The 14387-nt window shown below is 52.6% G+C and carries 15 protein-coding genes and 2 tRNA genes; 6 read left to right on the top strand and 11 right to left on the bottom strand.

Annotation, left to right across the window (positions count from 1 at the left end; genetic code table 11):
- Position 1: 1 nt before the first annotated feature.
- The 4 genes from IPK30_02250 to IPK30_02235 are packed head-to-tail and all read right to left on the bottom strand — an operon-like array spanning position 2 to position 4487.
- Positions 2-769 carry a glutaminyl-peptide cyclotransferase gene (locus IPK30_02250; protein ID MBK8102141.1) on the bottom strand — a complete coding sequence of 256 codons (768 nt, stop codon included), beginning with the start codon at positions 767-769 and terminating at the stop codon, positions 2-4.
- On the bottom strand, positions 762-1412 hold the full coding sequence (locus IPK30_02245; protein MBK8102140.1) for a TIGR01621 family pseudouridine synthase: 651 nt from the start codon (positions 1410-1412) through the stop codon (positions 762-764). The genes IPK30_02250 and IPK30_02245 overlap by 8 nt, the downstream gene beginning before the upstream one ends.
- Positions 1397-2794: a cysteine--tRNA ligase gene (locus IPK30_02240; protein MBK8102139.1), complete on the bottom strand. Its 1398-nt coding sequence runs from the start codon at positions 2792-2794 to the stop codon at positions 1397-1399. Before IPK30_02240 ends, IPK30_02245 begins: the two co-directional genes overlap by 16 nt.
- 7 nt (positions 2795-2801) lie before the next feature.
- Complete coding sequence (locus IPK30_02235; protein ID MBK8102138.1) at positions 2802-4487, bottom strand: glutamine--tRNA ligase/YqeY domain fusion protein; 1686 nt, start codon at positions 4485-4487, stop codon at positions 2802-2804.
- A 99-nt stretch (positions 4488-4586) separates the two neighbouring features.
- Here IPK30_02235 and IPK30_02230 point away from each other — a divergent pair, with 99 nt between their 5' ends.
- Together IPK30_02230 and IPK30_02225 are read left to right on the top strand one after the other, a co-directional pair.
- Entirely contained in the window at positions 4587-5084 is a 498-nt protein-coding gene (locus tag IPK30_02230) for a peptidylprolyl isomerase (GenBank protein MBK8102137.1), read from the top strand.
- 12 nt (positions 5085-5096) lie between these two features.
- Complete coding sequence (locus tag IPK30_02225; protein ID MBK8102136.1) at positions 5097-5834, top strand: UDP-2,3-diacylglucosamine diphosphatase; 738 nt, start codon at positions 5097-5099, stop codon at positions 5832-5834.
- Positions 5835-5849: 15 nt separating this feature from the next.
- On the opposite strand, the gene IPK30_02220 is transcribed toward IPK30_02225, so the two are convergent.
- Entirely contained in the window at positions 5850-6467 is a 618-nt protein-coding gene (locus IPK30_02220; GenBank protein MBK8102135.1) for a glutathione S-transferase N-terminal domain-containing protein, read from the bottom strand.
- A gap of 161 nt (positions 6468-6628) precedes the next feature.
- Between IPK30_02220 and IPK30_02215 the strand changes: the two genes are divergently transcribed.
- Entirely contained in the window at positions 6629-8359 is a 1731-nt protein-coding gene (locus tag IPK30_02215; GenBank protein MBK8102134.1) for a hypothetical protein, read from the top strand.
- A 2-nt stretch (positions 8360-8361) separates the two neighbouring features.
- Here IPK30_02215 and rnk read toward each other — a convergent pair whose 3' ends face one another.
- Entirely contained in the window at positions 8362-8772 is a 411-nt protein-coding gene (gene rnk / locus IPK30_02210; GenBank protein ID MBK8102133.1) for a nucleoside diphosphate kinase regulator, read from the bottom strand.
- Positions 8773-8856: 84 nt separating this feature from the next.
- Positions 8857-8933: transfer RNA gene (locus IPK30_02205), tRNA-Arg, on the bottom strand.
- 89 nt (positions 8934-9022) lie between these two features.
- On the opposite strand from IPK30_02205, the gene IPK30_02200 reads away from it, so the two are divergent.
- The 3 genes from IPK30_02200 to IPK30_02190 all read left to right on the top strand — a co-directional run bounded on the left by IPK30_02200 (position 9023) and on the right by IPK30_02190 (position 10567).
- Positions 9023-9967 (top strand): SDR family NAD(P)-dependent oxidoreductase, encoded by a 945-nt coding sequence (locus IPK30_02200; GenBank protein ID MBK8102132.1) that lies wholly within the window; start codon positions 9023-9025, stop codon positions 9965-9967.
- A gap of 74 nt (positions 9968-10041) precedes the next feature.
- On the top strand, positions 10042-10287 hold the full coding sequence (locus IPK30_02195) for a type II toxin-antitoxin system ParD family antitoxin (protein MBK8102131.1): 246 nt from the start codon (positions 10042-10044) through the stop codon (positions 10285-10287).
- Positions 10280-10567 carry a type II toxin-antitoxin system RelE/ParE family toxin gene (locus IPK30_02190; protein MBK8102130.1) on the top strand — a complete coding sequence of 96 codons (288 nt, stop codon included), beginning with the start codon at positions 10280-10282 and terminating at the stop codon, positions 10565-10567. Before IPK30_02195 ends, IPK30_02190 begins: the two co-directional genes overlap by 8 nt.
- Before the next feature lie 65 nt (positions 10568-10632).
- On the opposite strand, the gene IPK30_02185 is transcribed toward IPK30_02190, so the two are convergent.
- The 4 genes from IPK30_02185 to IPK30_02170 all read right to left on the bottom strand — a co-directional run bounded on the left by IPK30_02185 (position 10633) and on the right by IPK30_02170 (position 14290).
- Positions 10633-10725, bottom strand: a tRNA-Ser gene (locus tag IPK30_02185).
- Positions 10726-10878: 153 nt separating this feature from the next.
- A complete protein-coding gene (gene csrA, locus IPK30_02180; protein MBK8102129.1) occupies positions 10879-11124 on the bottom strand; it encodes a carbon storage regulator CsrA in 246 nt (81 codons plus the stop codon).
- Between the two features lie 197 nt (positions 11125-11321).
- Complete coding sequence (locus tag IPK30_02175; GenBank protein MBK8102128.1) at positions 11322-12545, bottom strand: aspartate kinase; 1224 nt, start codon at positions 12543-12545, stop codon at positions 11322-11324.
- A 62-nt stretch (positions 12546-12607) separates the two neighbouring features.
- Complete coding sequence (locus IPK30_02170) at positions 12608-14290, bottom strand: FAD-dependent oxidoreductase (GenBank protein MBK8102127.1); 1683 nt, start codon at positions 14288-14290, stop codon at positions 12608-12610.
- Positions 14291-14387: the final 97 nt, after the last annotated feature.

Here is a 14387-nt window from a genome sequence, read left to right as displayed (position 1 = left end):
GCTATAAATTTTTAGGGAATTGTATCTTTACCGCAAACCATTGCGGCCAGTTTTTTCCCGTTACCAATAGCGTTTGCGTGACGGGGTTCCATGCTAAACCGTTCAGCACATCATCTGTTTGTTTGTTGCTCACTGCCGCGCTGAGTGTGCTGAAATCGTAATAACCTGCAACATCCCCCGTTGTTCCGTCAATCACCAGCACAGTGTTACTAAACCAGATGTTGGCGAAAATATAGCCATTTATCCATTCCAGCTCGTTAATCTGCGTCCATATTTTTTCAGGATCTTTGATGCGCAAGATGCGTTGTACTTTTCCAGTTTTTGGATCAAGAAATTGCAGGGTGTTGGAACCGTTGCTCAAAATTAACGAAGTGCCATCGGTGGTGAGCCCCCAGCCTTCGCCCTGTATCGGCAGTGTTTGTAGTTGTTGTAGCTCGGTGTCGTAGATAAATATTTTTTGCGCTTTCCAGCTTGCTTGATACAGTTTGCCATGCAGAAATGTTAATCCTTCGCCAAAAATATCAGCAGGGAGTGCGTGTTTTTTTTGTTGTGTGAGCGTTGTGGCATCGTAAGTAATAACAGCGGATTGCCCGTAGCGTCCGGTGCTTTCAAACAATTGTTGATTGGCGTACACCAAACCCTGTGTGAAATGATTCGGCGCGCGCGGCGTGGTTTGCACGAGCGACCAAGACTGTTGTTTCGCTGCGTGTGTGGGAGCGCTAGTCGTTATTAGCGTGAGCAGTAATAGTGAAAATAATGCACTACGCATGATCAGCGTGAGCAAGATAATCAGTCAGCGTTTCAAATAGCGCGCCGGTGGATGGCATGCAGTGTACGCTGATATTTTCGCCGTGCCAATCGAAAGCGAGTTGCAGTGCATGTAAATAACCGCGATCCGCTGGCGCGCCACCGTAGCGTGCATCGCCGATGATAGGGCTGCCCAGTGCTTTCATCATCACGCGCAATTGATGCGTGCGCCCTGTCTGTGGCTTCAGGATAAATAAACGCAAATTGGGCGCAATGGCACGCGAAGAAAATCGTGTGCTGGCCGGGTTTTCGCGACTGCGCAGCAGTTTCCAGTTGCCGTCGCGCGTGCGCTGCATATCGCCCGTTACCGTGCCTTGTTTTTTGGACGGTGTTTTGTCAGAGAGTGCGACATAAGTTTTTTGAATCTGACGCGATTCAAACATCTGCCCCAGTTCCGTGGCGGTCGTTTTATTTCTGGCGGCGATCACTAGGCCAGAGGTAATGCGATCCAGACGATGAACGGGGAACAGTGTTTCTGCTGGGTGGCAGATTTGCAGTTGAGCAAAAAAACCGGTGCCGTTTTCGCTGTGAAAACTCACGCCGGCGGGTTTGTCGAACACGAAAAAATCTTCATGTTCAAAAAAAGGTTTCATTCGCGCCGCCATGTGGTGCCGCTGCGCGCATCTTCCAAAATAATACCCTGCGCTTTGAGTTCGTCGCGGATTTGATCGGCGCGCGCAAACTGTTTGTCTTTTTTGGCTTGCACGCGCTCAGCGATCAGTCGCTCTATGTTTTCTGCACTCAGGCCATCGCTGCTGCCCGCCTGCAAAAATACATCGGCGTCCGCTTGCAAAATACCCAACACTGCACCGAGCGATTTCAAAATGGTGGCGAGTTCAATCGTTTGCTGTACATCGCCAGTGGCGCGCACCGTATTCAGTTGTCGCGCCAGTTCAAACAGCGCGGCTATAGCTTCTGGCGTGCCGAAATCGTCATCCATTTCGGCGATAAAACGCGCAACGGTTGGATGCGTGGCATTCAGTTGTGCGAGTGGCAATACGGGGACATCGCTCAAACCGCGCAGTGCGGTGTAAAAACGCTCTAACGCGCCGCGCGCGGTCTGCAAATTTTCTTCCGAGTAGTTGATGGCGCTGCTGTAGTGGCTGGCGAGTAATAAATAGCGCACCACTTCTGGGTGGTATTGGTTGAGAATTTCACGAATAGTGAAAAAATTGCCGAGCGATTTTGACATTTTTTCATTGTTTACGCGCACTGCACCGGCGTGCATCCAGTAGTTTGCGTAATGCTTGCCAGTGGCTGCTTCCGATTGTGCAATTTCGTTTTCGTGATGCGGAAACGGCAAGTCGGGGCCGCCGCCGTGAATGTCAAACGATTCGCCGAGGCAGCAGGTGGACATCGCCGAGCATTCGATATGCCAGCCAGGGCGACCGTCTCCCCAAGGCGAAGGCCAAGAAACTTCGCCAGTTTTGGCGGCTTTCCACAGCGCGAAGTCGCGCGGGTCTTCTTTGGCTTCATCCACTTCAATGCGTGCACCAGCCAATAATTCTTCTGGATTTTTGCCAGACAATTTGCCGTAGCCATCAAACTTTGCCACGCGGTAATACACATCGTTATTGCTGGCGTGATACGCGTAGCCTTTGTCGATGAGTTGCTGCGTCATCGCAATAATTTGCGCGATGTGTGCGGTGGCGGTGGGTTCGATATCCGGTCTGGCTACGCCGAGGCGCGCTTCGTCTTCGTGCATGGCTTGAATAAAGCGCGTGGTGAGTGCGGTGTAGGGCTCACCATTTTCATCGGCGCGTTTCAAAATTTTGTCGTCGATGTCGGTGATGTTGCGTACATAAGTGACATTCCAGCCGCGCGCGCGCAAATAGCGCGTGATGGCATCAAAGGCCACCAACACGCGCGCATGGCCGAGGTGGCAGTAGTCGTACACCGTCATGCCGCACACATACATGCGAATTTCGTTCGGCACTAGCGGTACAAAATCTTGTTTTTGGCGCGTGAGCGTGTTGTAAATTTTCATAGATTGCTCACTTGCCGAAAGAATCTTTTAAGCCAATGGTGCGGTTGAATACGAGTTTTTCAGTGGTGCAATCGTAGCGGTCACTGCAAAAATAACCTTCGCGTTCAAATTGAAAGCGTGTTTCTGGCGCAACGCCGCGCAGGCTCGGCTCGGCTTTGGCTTGCACCACAGCGAGTGAATGCGGGTTGATGAAATCGAGAAAGGTTTTGTCTTTGTCGGCTTCTGGGTTTTCTGCGGTGAATAAACGCTCGTACAAACGCAATTCCACATCCACGCACTGGGTGGCAGAGACCCAGTGAATCACGCCTTTCACTTTGCGCCCATCCGCAGGGTTTTTGCCGTGGGTGTCTGGGTCATAGCTGCAACGCAATTCGATGATTTCACCGCTGGCATCTTTAATAACTTCATCGGCGCGAATCACATAGGCATTGCGCAAACGCACTTCCTGCCCTAGCACTAGGCGTTTGAAATCTTTTTCGGCGACTTCGCGGAAATCGTTGCGATCAATAAACAATTCGCGCGTAAAAGGTAGCTCGCGTGTGCCGAGGTCTTCTCGCTGTGGGTGCTTGGGTGCAGACAGTTGTTCAACGCGCGTTGCATCGAAGTTGCTGATTACCACTTTGAGTGGATTGATGACACACATCGCGCGCGCGGCGTTTTTGTCGAGGTCATCGCGGATAGCAAACTCCAACATGCTGACATCCACAATGCCATCGCTGCGTGTCACGCCGATCATCTCGCAAAACTGGCGCAGGGCTTGCGGTGTCACACCGCGACGGCGCAAACCAGCAATCGTCGGCATGCGCGGATCATCCCAACCCTGCACATGTTTTTCATCCACCAGCTGTTTTAATTTGCGTTTGCTGGTGACGGTGTAATTCAGATTCAAACGCGCAAATTCGTACTGACGCGGACGCGCTGGCACCGGCAAGTTAGCCAAATACCAGTCGTACAGTGGTTTGTGATCTTCAAACTCCAGTGTGCAAATGGAATGCGTGATGCCTTCGATGGCATCGGATTGACCGTGGGTGTAATCGTAAGTGGGATAAATGCACCACGCATCGCCGGTTTGGTGGTGATGCGCGCGACGAATGCGGTACATGATTGGGTCGCGCAAATTCATGTTGGGGCTGGCCATATCAATTTTGGCGCGCAGCACGCAAGCGCCGTCGGCAAACTCGCCGTTTTTCATGCGCGTAAATAAATCGAGATTTTCTGCCACGCTGCGTTCGCGAAACGGACTGTTTTTGCCTGCCTCGGTGAGCGTGCCGCGATGCGCGCGCGCTTCGTCTGGTGTGAGATGGCAGACATAGGCTTTGCCTTGCTCAATCAAATACACGGCCCAGTCGTGCAGTTGTTGGAAATAGCCAGAGGCGTGGCGCACTTCGCCATTCCATTGAAAGCCGAGCCAGCGCACATCTTCCTGTATGGATTGGATATATTCGTCGTTTTCTTTTTCAGGATTGGTATCGTCAAAACGCAAATTGCATTGCCCGCCAAACTCCTCGGCCATGCCGAAGTTGAGGCAAATGGATTTCGCGTGACCGATGTGCAGATAGCCGTTGGGCTCCGGCGGAAAGCGGGTTTGCACTCGCTGGGCAGGCAGACCGGCCGCTACATCGGCGGCGATGATCTGGCGAATAAAGTGGGCGGGCTTAACGGTTTCAGTGGGTTTGCTGGGCTGTGCGCTCATGATGTCCGGCAAAAAATAGGGAATTGAGGGTTTGGCGAGGGTAGCGGTGAGCGCGTATTATAGCCACCCCCTAGATATAGCTTAAACATAGGAAATCACATGTCTGTAGTTACCCTGCACACCACCCACGGCGACATCACTCTCGAATTGGACGCGGCGAAAGCGCCGGCCACGGTTGCCAGCTTTCTCGGATACGCGAGCAGCGGCTTTTATGCAGGCACCATTTTCCATCGCGTTATCGACGGTTTCATGATCCAAGGCGGCGGCATGGATGAAAACATGAGCCAGAAAAAAACCAATGCACCGGTCAAAAACGAAGCCAACAACGGTTTGAAAAATGACACCGGCACGATTGCGATGGCGCGCACCATGGATCCACATTCCGCTACGGCGCAGTTTTTTATCAATGTGAAAGATAACGACTTCCTCAACTTCAAAAGCGAAACTTCGCAAGGTTGGGGCTACTGCGTGTTTGGCAAAGTGACCGACGGCATGGATGTGGTAAATAAAATCAAAGGCGTGAAAACTGGCTCTAAAGGCGGTCACCAAGATGTGCCAGTCGAATCCATCACCATTACCTCTGTTACTGTGAAGTGATAGGGCGGCTGGATGAACGCGCTGTTCATCTCTGATCTGCATTTGTCCGAAGAAAGGCCGCACATCACTGCGGCCTTTTTTGCTTTTCTGGCAGAGAAAACGCAGGGCGTTGAGCGCCTGTATATCTTGGGTGATTTTTTTGATGCGTGGATAGGCGATGACGATGATCGCCCACTCGCCGAAACAGTTGCCAGTGCCTTGCAGCGCGTTGCTGCGCGCGGTGTGAACATATTTTTTCAACACGGCAACCGCGATTTTTTATTGGGTGAACAGTACGCAGCGTGCTGCGGTATGCAGTTGTTGCCCGAGTTGTATGCGATAGAGATAAACCAGCAGCGTGTTTTGTTAGCGCACGGTGATCAATTCTGTACGCAAGATGTGGCGTATCAACAATTCCGCGCTTTGGTGCGCAATCCTGATTGGCAGCGTGAATTTTTAGCGAAATCTCTCGTCGAGCGCCGTGCAATCGCTGCGCAACTGCGCGCCAAAAGCAAAGAGGCCAATAGCATCAAAGCGGAAGACATCATGGATGTTACGCCCGCTGAAGTGGATGCGGCCTTGGAAAAGTATCAATGCAGTGTATTAATTCACGGCCACACGCACCGTCCCGCAGTCCATGCGCTAACTGTAGGAAATGCTGTGCAGGCTGAGAGAATTGTGCTGGGCGACTGGGAAGAGCAGTACTGCTATTTGCAGTGGGAAAATGGCGCGCACGAATTGCGGTGGGAGCGTGCGCCAGCTCAAAGCTGACACACACCACAGCGATCAGATTTTTTCTAAACCTTCCATCGCCAGTGCTTTTTGTACGCCGCTATCGGCTTGCATACGATCGGTAAAACGCGCCAGTGCAGATAAAGTGCTGATGTCAATTTTTAATGATTTCACCCAGCGCAAAACTACATATAGATACGCATCCGCCATGGAGCGTACGCCTGCTAGGTAGTCCTGTTTTTCCAGCTGTTGGTTAGTGAGTGTCAGCATGCGCACGATAGCTTGCGTGGCATTATTTTTGGTTTTTTCGATCACAGCATCATCGCCGAGATACATCGTGCCGCCAAATAAAGGTTTGAATGCGGTGTGTAAATCAGCATTTAAAAATGCCAACCAGCGATTGATTTCTGCGCGGCATTTGGCGCTGTTGTCGCCGCACAATTTTGCATCGGCAGCGGTGTCGGCCAAGTAATTCATGATGGCTAAGTTTTGCGTCAAAACCCAACCGCCATCTTCTAAAACAGGTACGGCGCCTTGTGGGTTTATGTTTAATAGCTCGGGGGATTTTTGTCCGTGTATGCTGACTTTTTGTAAGTCATACGGCTTGCCCGTCCACTCCAGTACGATGTGGCAGGCGAGTGCACAGGTTCCGGGTGAGTAGTACAGTTTCATGGCGACCTCCGAGGCGATGAATAGGCATTCATGGTAGATCCACTCGGAGCTATCGTCCAGAACGGTATCAATTTGCACGACAGGCTATTCGCTGTAGCAACTGCGCTATGATTCATGCGCTTATACCGGCAAATTTCAAAAGGTTATTTTTTGTTGTGAATATGCTCGATCGATGCGAACAAACGGCTCTACGCACTGCGCGTTACTGGGGGGCGTTATACGGCGCACTGGTGATCGTGTTTGTTGTAGCTGCGATTTACACCATTGCAGTGAGTATGTGGCGCGGCCCGTGGCGCGACATGTGGGAAGTGATGCCCTTTTTGCAAAAAGCATGGCAAGGCGAAGCAGGTTGGGCTGATTATTGGGAGCAGTATGGCTACTCACACAGGCCGTTGTTATCGCGCTGGTTGTGGGTGCAAGACATGCAGTGGGTAGATGGCAGTAATGCCTTGCTGTTGTCTGTATCTGTGCTGATGCAGGTGGTTGTTTTTCTTTCTGTGTTTGCGGTGTTGCGGCGCGATGGTCGTCTCGTCAACGGACAGCGTACGATTATTTTGTTTGGAGTATTGTTCTGTCTGTTTAATGTCACGCAGATATTTAATTTTTTGCACACTTTTGATGTGCAATGGTTTTTGGTGACAGGGTTTGTGGTGTTGGCGTTTGAGCGCTTATTGGCGGGTGAGCAAGGGCGACACTTGGTAAACGGGACAATTGCTTGTTGTGCACTGATGATTGCAGGCCTCAATAATTTTTCAGCACTCATCGCATGGCCAGTGGCGCTCTTATTGATGATGGCATTGCGCTATTCTCGAATATCTATCGCCACTTTTTTGGTGACTGCGGTTATTTATTTGGGATTTTATTTCTATGGATTGCCTTCTAATTCGGGTGACATATTGTCGGAAGTGAAAAACTTATCTTTTGTGCAGTTGATGTCAGTGGCGCAGTTTTTTGCAGTGTTCTCGCTTTGGTATCTCGGCAATCCATTGTCATTTCAGTTGGCACAGGAAGGTCCTTGGCAGCTGCCACAGGTCATGAGTTGGATCGCACCTTCCTTAGTGGCGGTGCTGCTGTGTGGTGTGGCGCGAGCATGGTGGCAGGGTTTGTTTCGGCGCAGGCAGTTCAGCGCGGTGGCGTGGTTGGGTTTGGCGTTAGCGTTGTTCGGGTTTGGTGTGGCTTTGGTTACTGCGATTGGGCGCGGCCTATTCTGGGACAATGTGTACGCCTTGCGTTACCAAAATATCGTGCTGTTATTTTGGATAGGCATCGTGTTGTGGTTGGCGAGCAGTGAACGCTGGCGTTATCTTGGCCTGTTGCTGGGTGCGTTGCTCTTGCTGATGGTTTTTGCAATGCGCGCCAACTGGTATCACGAAATGATGCTGAAAACCGGCAACCGCACGCGCGATGCACACTTGGCGTTGGTGGTGGGATTGGAGCGCGAGCTGTCGGCAATAAAGCCCACGGTGTCGCGCGCGCATTTGGTGCCAGATTCACAGTACACCTTGGCACAGGAGGCGGCATTTTTGCGCAGTATTCGCGTGGGGCCTTATGCAGACCCTAACTGGCAAGTGCCACCGTTTAGTGAGCTGGCTGGTGTTGAAGCGTGTGTCGTGTCGCCAGTGCGGGTGGATGTGCGTGGTGAGAATTACGCGCGGCTATCGCTGGATTTCGCGCAGCCTACGGACTTTGCGTTGATTGCTTGGTTTGATCGCGATCTTGCTGCACCTGGCCTGTTGCTGGCTGCCAGCGCGGATACCTTTACCGCGCGCCTCCAACAAAGCCTGCAGGGCGCGACCAGCTATGCAGGCTTTGCCCGCAGTCTGCCGCAGAGCAAGCCAGAACAACTCTTTGCGCGCACGGAAGGGCGCTGGTGTCGTTTGCAGGTACGGTGATCTTAACGGTGAAGCGCACCATCGCGTTCTGGCTGATAGGTCACTTCCGTGACTTGGATCGTGGTCATCCCGCCGGCAGGGTTTGGCCATTCGATCTCATCGCCTTGTGTAAGTCCTAAAAGTGCACTGCCCACGGGGGCGAGAATGGAAACCGTCTTGCCGCTGCTGTCGGCATCTTTAGGGTAGACCAGTGTCATTTCAAACGCCTCGCCGGAGGATTGCATAACAAACTTCACCGTCGAATTCATGGTTACTACATTGGCAGGCATTTGTTGTGGCTCTACCACAGAGGCGCGCGCCAACTCAGCTTCCAGCTCTGCACGGCCCGTGGCATCGGGCTTTAATGCTTCCAGCAGCAGCTCCAAGCGCTCGGCGTCCAAGCTGGAAATCGTAATGTCAGGTTTCTTGCTCATGGTTTGCCTCGAGTGTTGTTAGTAACGACAAAATGTACACGCAAAAAAAGACTTAGCGCGCTAACACTAAGCCTTTGATAATAATGGCGCGCCCGGAGAGATTCGAACTCCCGACCACCTGGTTCGTAGCCAGGTACTCTATCCAGCTGAGCTACGGGCGCGCAGCGGGTGCGTACTATAGGTGTGACGCACAGAAGCGTCAACCGTTAAACGCAGGTGTGGGCTATTGTTTTTTGTAGGAGATAGGGTGATGGGTATGTATCAAGCTGTGCGCGGCTGTCTGGTGAAAGCGCCATTTGCCGAGAAGCAAGATTTGCGTGGAAAAACAGCGATTGTCACTGGTTGTGCACGAGGTTCTATCGGTTTTGAAACTGCAAAAATATTGGCGTTATGGGGCGCAAAAGTGATTGTCACCACGCGATCAAACGCTGAAAAACTAGCAGATGTTTTGCGTGCAGCAGCTAACGGCGCGGAAATTGATGCGCATGTGTTGGAAGCGACTTCAGCTGAATCGGTGGCAGCATTTGCGGCGTGGTTTGTAAAAAATCACGGCGAGCGTTTAGATATTTTGGTGAACAATGCCGGCGTGCATTTTGATTTGCTGTCGCAGTGGAAAGAGCCGCATCTCACCGCCGATGGTTTTGAAATTCAGTGGCGCACAAACTACCTAGGCGTGATGCATCTCACGCATTTATTGCTGCCGCTGTTGCGAGAAACCGGCAGAAAAACGGGTGATGCGCGCATCGTGAATGTGGCCTCGCAAATGCACAGCAAAGGCTACAACGCGGGTTTGCTGGGCGATTATCCGTATAACTCATGGACGGCTTACGGCATGTCCAAATTGGCGATTGTGCATGCGACCTTTGAAATACAGCGCCGTTTTGCAGAGAGCGATCACTTGCAGGCGTACTGTCTGCATCCGGGGGCGGTGTACACCAATATTGCGGACAAAGGTTTGGCGGGAAATAACGCGCTGCAAACCGTGCGCCACGCACTCGCGCCGCTGGAAAAGTTTATGTTGCTCACGCCAGAAGAAGGCGCGCAAACCAGCGTGCATTGCGCCACAAATCCTGCCGCAGTCGGCGGGCAGTATTACCAACAGTGCAAACCGCACGCCGCGAGTGCGGATAGCAAAGACAGCGCCGTTGCCGCGCAGTTGTGGGATAAAACAGAGCAGTGGGTAAAGAGTTTGTGAAGGCCCTACAGCTATTGCGGTAGTTATGGCAATCTTTGCCAAAAATTACCACAATGCAGGCGGAGGTATTCGCTATGGCAACTATGAATATATCGCTACCTGACCCGATGAAAACTTGGGTTGAGGATCAGATCAGCACAGGGCATTACAGCAATGCCAGTGACTATATGCGAGATTTAATTCGGCGAGATCAAACAATGCAGCGCGATAGAGAGGCATTGATTCAAGCGCTCATTGCGGGTGAAAACAGCGGCATTTCTGAGCGAACCGTTGATAGTGTTTGGCAGGCAGCCAAATCACGGCGAGGAATAGATGTATAGGCTGTCTGAAGCGGCAGCCACCGATATAGAACGCATTTTTGATTGGTCACTGGCTGAGTTTGGTTTTGCTCAAACAGAGGCGTACTACAAATCAATTTCTGCATGCATGGATGCGTTGGCCGCTAACCCCGCTATGGGCGTGAGTATTGAAAATATCCGTGCAGGCTACAGGCGGTTTTCTCATCAAAGCCATATGATTTTTTATACGCAGATGCGAGACGGAATTTTAATTGCCCGTGTTCTGCACAAGCGCATGGATGTAACGAAGCGGTTGCTGTAGTGATTAAAAAAGCCCAGCGTTTACTGGGCTTTGCGGACTTCTTGAGATTTTGTGGGATGTATAAATGGCGGAGAGAGAGGGATTCGAACCCTCGATCAGGCTTTTGACCCGATACTCCCTTAGCAGGGGAGCGCCTTCGGCCTCTCGGCCATCTCTCCAGAGGGGCGGCATGATAGCAACAAGTCCATGCCAATCAAAGCAAAAGCAGGGGTTTTACTGGAAGAAAATGAGCGTCCCTGCTCCGACAGCACACACAAAACGCCGACTATTTTTTTACAGCAAAACAGCCAGCGCAGTGTTGGGTGGAATGATTAACGGTTGCCGTGATCGTCGTGGCCGTAATCGTCATCATCATAGGAAGGCTTGCTGTAGCTGCTTGCGCCGCCACCTTGTTTTTCCTGCTGGATGCGCTGATAAATTTCTTCGCGGTGTACGGAAACATTTTTCGGTGCGTTGATGCCGATGCGCACTTGGTTGCCTTTAACGCCCAGCACAGTGACGGTGACATCGTCACCAACCATCAGGGTTTCACCAATACGACGAGTAAGAATAAGCATAGCCTTATCTCCTTTTTCCATGTGACGAGCCAATCACTCGTCGAAAGTTTAAGCAGACAGGGTGTCAAAACTCCGTAGACGCCCACCTGCCCGTTTTAGCTCGGGGAGAGCAAAGCCCGAGGTCGTGCTTAAAACGACTAGCACAAGCCATTGTAGTGCCAAAAAATGCTGCTGGATAAGCGGCAATAACCGAAGGCTTACTTCGCTTTATCCAGTTCGAAGGCTTCATGCAGACCGCGCACCGCCAATTCCATGAACTTGTCTTCAATCACCACCGAGATTTTGATTTCCGAGGTGGTGATCATCTGGATGTTGATGTTGTGCGCCGCCAGTGCTTGGAACATCTTGGCGGCTACACCTGCGTGTGAGCGCATGCCCACGCCGACGATAGACACTTTGGCTACCTTGTCGTCTTGGACGACTTCACGCGCGCCGAGTTCCTTCGCCACGGTGTCGAGGATAGCGGCGGTTTTCGCCATTTCACCCTTGGCGACGGTGAAGGTGAAGTCGGTGGTGTTGTCGGCGGCCACATTCTGCACGATCACATCCACTTCGATATTGGCGGCGCTGACGGGACCGAGGATGCGTGAGGCGATGCCCGGTTTGTCGGGTACACCGCGCACGGTGAGCTTGGCTTCGTCGCGAGTGAAAGCGATACCGGAAATGATGGGTTGTTCCATAGTGGACTCATCCTCAAGGGTAATCAGCGTGCCGGGGCCTTCTTGGAAGCTGTGCAGCACGCGCAGGGGGACATTGTATTTGCCGGCAAATTCCACCGAACGAATTTGCAACACCTTGGAGCCGAGGCTGGCCATTTCCAGCATTTCTTCAAAGGTGATGCGGCTCAGGCGACGCGCTTCCGGTACCACGCGCGGGTCGGTGGTGTAAACGCCATCGACATCGGTATAGATCTGGCATTCGTCGGCTTTCAGTGCAGCGGCGAGGGCAACGCCGGTGGTGTCGGAACCGCCGCGACCGAGGGTGGTGATGTTGCCGTTCTCGTCGACGCCTTGGAAACCCGCTACCACTACGATGCGACCGGCGGCTAGATCCGCACGAATGTTTTGATCGTCGATGTGTTCGATACGCGCTTTGTTAAAGGAGCTATCGGTGAGGATGCGCACTTGGCTGCCGGTGTAAGAACGCGCATCCACACCGCGTTTTTTCAGCGCCATCGCCAACAGGCCGATGGTGACTTGCTCACCGGTGGATACCAGCACATCTAATTCGCGCTGATCGGGGTGATCGGTAATGGCTTTAGCCAGCGCGATCAGGCGGTTGGTTTCGCCACTCATGGCGGAAACCACCACCACCAGTTGATGACCTTGCTGATGAAACTTCACCAGTTTGTCGGCGACGGCTTCGATGCGCTCTACCGAGCCCACCGAGGTGCCGCCAAATTTTTGAACCAGCAGACTCATGTCGAATCCAATGCGCAGGAGAAAAAAGAAGGGTGCGCATTAAACAATATGGACGCTGGTTTTTACAGTGCTTTTCCCGTGGCGTGATGACCGGCTTTGTAACCGATGGTCATGGATGGCCCCAGTGTGCAGCCTGCGCCTGGGTATTTGCTGCCCATGATGGAGGCGGTGATATTGCCGGTGGCGTACAGCCCCGCAATCGGCTGACCGCTTTCGTGCAGCACTTGGCCGTGCTCGTTGATGACCAAGCCGCCCTTGGTGCCTAAATCACCCAACAGCAATTTGGCTGCGTAGTAGGGGCCTTGCGTCATCGCGCCCCAGCAGGGGTTGGGTTTCACTTCTGGGTCGCCGTACAGGGTGTCGTGTGAATCGCTGCCGCGGCCAAAATCCGCATCCACGCCGGAGGTGGCGTACTGCTTCACTTTTGCCATGGTGTCTTGCAGGCCGGTGTAATCCACGCCGATTTTTTGTGCCAGTGCTTGCAGGGTGTCAGCTTTCACCAACATTTTGTCGTCGCCGATCATGGCTTTGCAGAAGGCGTCGGGCATGGCTTCGCCCTGCACCACGCCGCCGAACATGTATTTGGTGCGGTAGTGCGAATCCAGAATGCAGTAGGCGGGGAAGATGTCGTGACCTTTTTGCACAGCTTGATAAAAACAATCGCCGTAAGAGTTATAGGTGATGGATTCATTCATAAAACGCTGACCTTTTTTATCCACGATAATCAAGCCAGGTTTGGATTTTTCTGAGAACAATACCGTCGGTCCCCAAGGTGTCATCACCGTGGGCGCCCACCACGCTTCGCCCATCAGAGCGGTAGCTGCGCCGAGTTTTTGTGCGGCCAACAGCAAATCGCCGGTGTTGGTTTTTACGCCAGAGGAGTTGTCGGCATTGGTGGGGTTGGGTAAATATTTTTCGCGCAGTTGTTGGTTGTGATCAAAACCGCCTGCCGCGAGGATGACCGCTTGTTTTGCGCTAAATGTTTTGCCATTTTTTAACACCACACCGCTGACGCGATCACCGTCTTGTTGCAGCTCCGCCACCGCAGAATCCAGTAATAATTTCACGCCCTGTTGTTGGCAGGCGTAGTACAAGCCGCCGATGATGGCGTTGCCCTGCGTTAAGCGGCGATCGCGCGCGCCTTTGAAGCGGCCGGGAATATCTTTGATGTAACTCCAGATAATACCCATGAAGATTTTTTGCCAGCCTGGCGTTTTCGCCAGAATTTGTACGCCTTCCAGAATGCTCATGGAGAAGCGACCAAAGGCTTTCGAGGCGCGCGGCGATTCCACTAAGTTGGACAGCATGCTGTAGTCCATGCTGCGGCCATCGACCGGCGATGGATCCATGGTGCGGCCGCCCGCTTTCCAGCCGGCGATGTCGGGGTAGTAATCGGCGTAGCCTGGCACCGGCGTGAAGCTCAGGCAGGTATTGGCTTCCAAAAAGTCCATCATTTTTGGCGCGTAGGCGATGTAATTTTTGATGGTGGCATCCGGCACTTCGCTGGCGGGAATCACGGCGCGCATATAAGTGAAGGCATCTTCTGGCGAATCGCTCACACCGGCTTGTGCGATGTTGCGGTTGTTGGGCACCCACACACCGCCGCCCGATTTAGAACTGGTGCCGCCCCATTGTGTGCCCTTTTCCAGCATCAACACCGAAGCGCCCTGTTTGGCGGCAGCCAGTGCGGAAATAAATGCACCAGCGCCTGAACCGACCACGATCACATCATAATTGTCTTGCATGCGAGTCCCCGCTCATTGTTGTGGATTTCGTGTGACGGCCAACTATACCGCCACGCTTTTGGCCTCACAATGCACGCTGCGCAGTATCATGCGTGCC

It is taken from the genome of Cellvibrionales bacterium (assembly GCA_016713115.1).
Lineage (GTDB): Bacteria > Pseudomonadota > Gammaproteobacteria > Pseudomonadales > UBA7239 > UBA7239.
The sequence above is the reverse complement of the archived record's forward strand: the minus strand, read 5'-3'. Positions and strand labels throughout refer to the sequence as shown.

Excerpts from the sequence above, each read along its gene's own strand:
- IPK30_02250 (MBK8102141.1), bottom strand. The coding sequence starts at position 769 with ATGCGTAGTGCATTATTTTCACTATTACTGCTCACGCTAATAACGACT.
- IPK30_02230 (MBK8102137.1), top strand. The coding sequence starts at position 4,587 with ATGTCTGTAGTTACCCTGCACACCACCCACGGCGACATCACTCTCGAA.
- csrA (MBK8102129.1), bottom strand. The coding sequence starts at position 11,124 with ATGCTTATTCTTACTCGTCGTATTGGTGAAACCCTGATGGTTGGTGAC.
- IPK30_02245 (MBK8102140.1), bottom strand. The coding sequence starts at position 1,412 with ATGGCGGCGCGAATGAAACCTTTTTTTGAACATGAAGATTTTTTCGTG.
- IPK30_02195 (MBK8102131.1), top strand. The coding sequence starts at position 10,042 with ATGGCAACTATGAATATATCGCTACCTGACCCGATGAAAACTTGGGTT.
- rnk (MBK8102133.1), bottom strand. The coding sequence starts at position 8,772 with ATGAGCAAGAAACCTGACATTACGATTTCCAGCTTGGACGCCGAGCGC.
- IPK30_02190 (MBK8102130.1), top strand. The coding sequence starts at position 10,280 with ATGTATAGGCTGTCTGAAGCGGCAGCCACCGATATAGAACGCATTTTT.
- IPK30_02170 (MBK8102127.1), bottom strand. The coding sequence starts at position 14,290 with ATGCAAGACAATTATGATGTGATCGTGGTCGGTTCAGGCGCTGGTGCA.
- IPK30_02235 (MBK8102138.1), bottom strand. The coding sequence starts at position 4,487 with ATGAGCGCACAGCCCAGCAAACCCACTGAAACCGTTAAGCCCGCCCAC.
- IPK30_02225 (MBK8102136.1), top strand. The coding sequence starts at position 5,097 with ATGAACGCGCTGTTCATCTCTGATCTGCATTTGTCCGAAGAAAGGCCG.
- IPK30_02220 (MBK8102135.1), bottom strand. The coding sequence starts at position 6,467 with ATGAAACTGTACTACTCACCCGGAACCTGTGCACTCGCCTGCCACATC.
- IPK30_02175 (MBK8102128.1), bottom strand. The coding sequence starts at position 12,545 with ATGAGTCTGCTGGTTCAAAAATTTGGCGGCACCTCGGTGGGCTCGGTA.
- IPK30_02240 (MBK8102139.1), bottom strand. The coding sequence starts at position 2,794 with ATGAAAATTTACAACACGCTCACGCGCCAAAAACAAGATTTTGTACCG.
- IPK30_02200 (MBK8102132.1), top strand. The coding sequence starts at position 9,023 with ATGGGTATGTATCAAGCTGTGCGCGGCTGTCTGGTGAAAGCGCCATTT.
- IPK30_02215 (MBK8102134.1), top strand. The coding sequence starts at position 6,629 with ATGCTCGATCGATGCGAACAAACGGCTCTACGCACTGCGCGTTACTGG.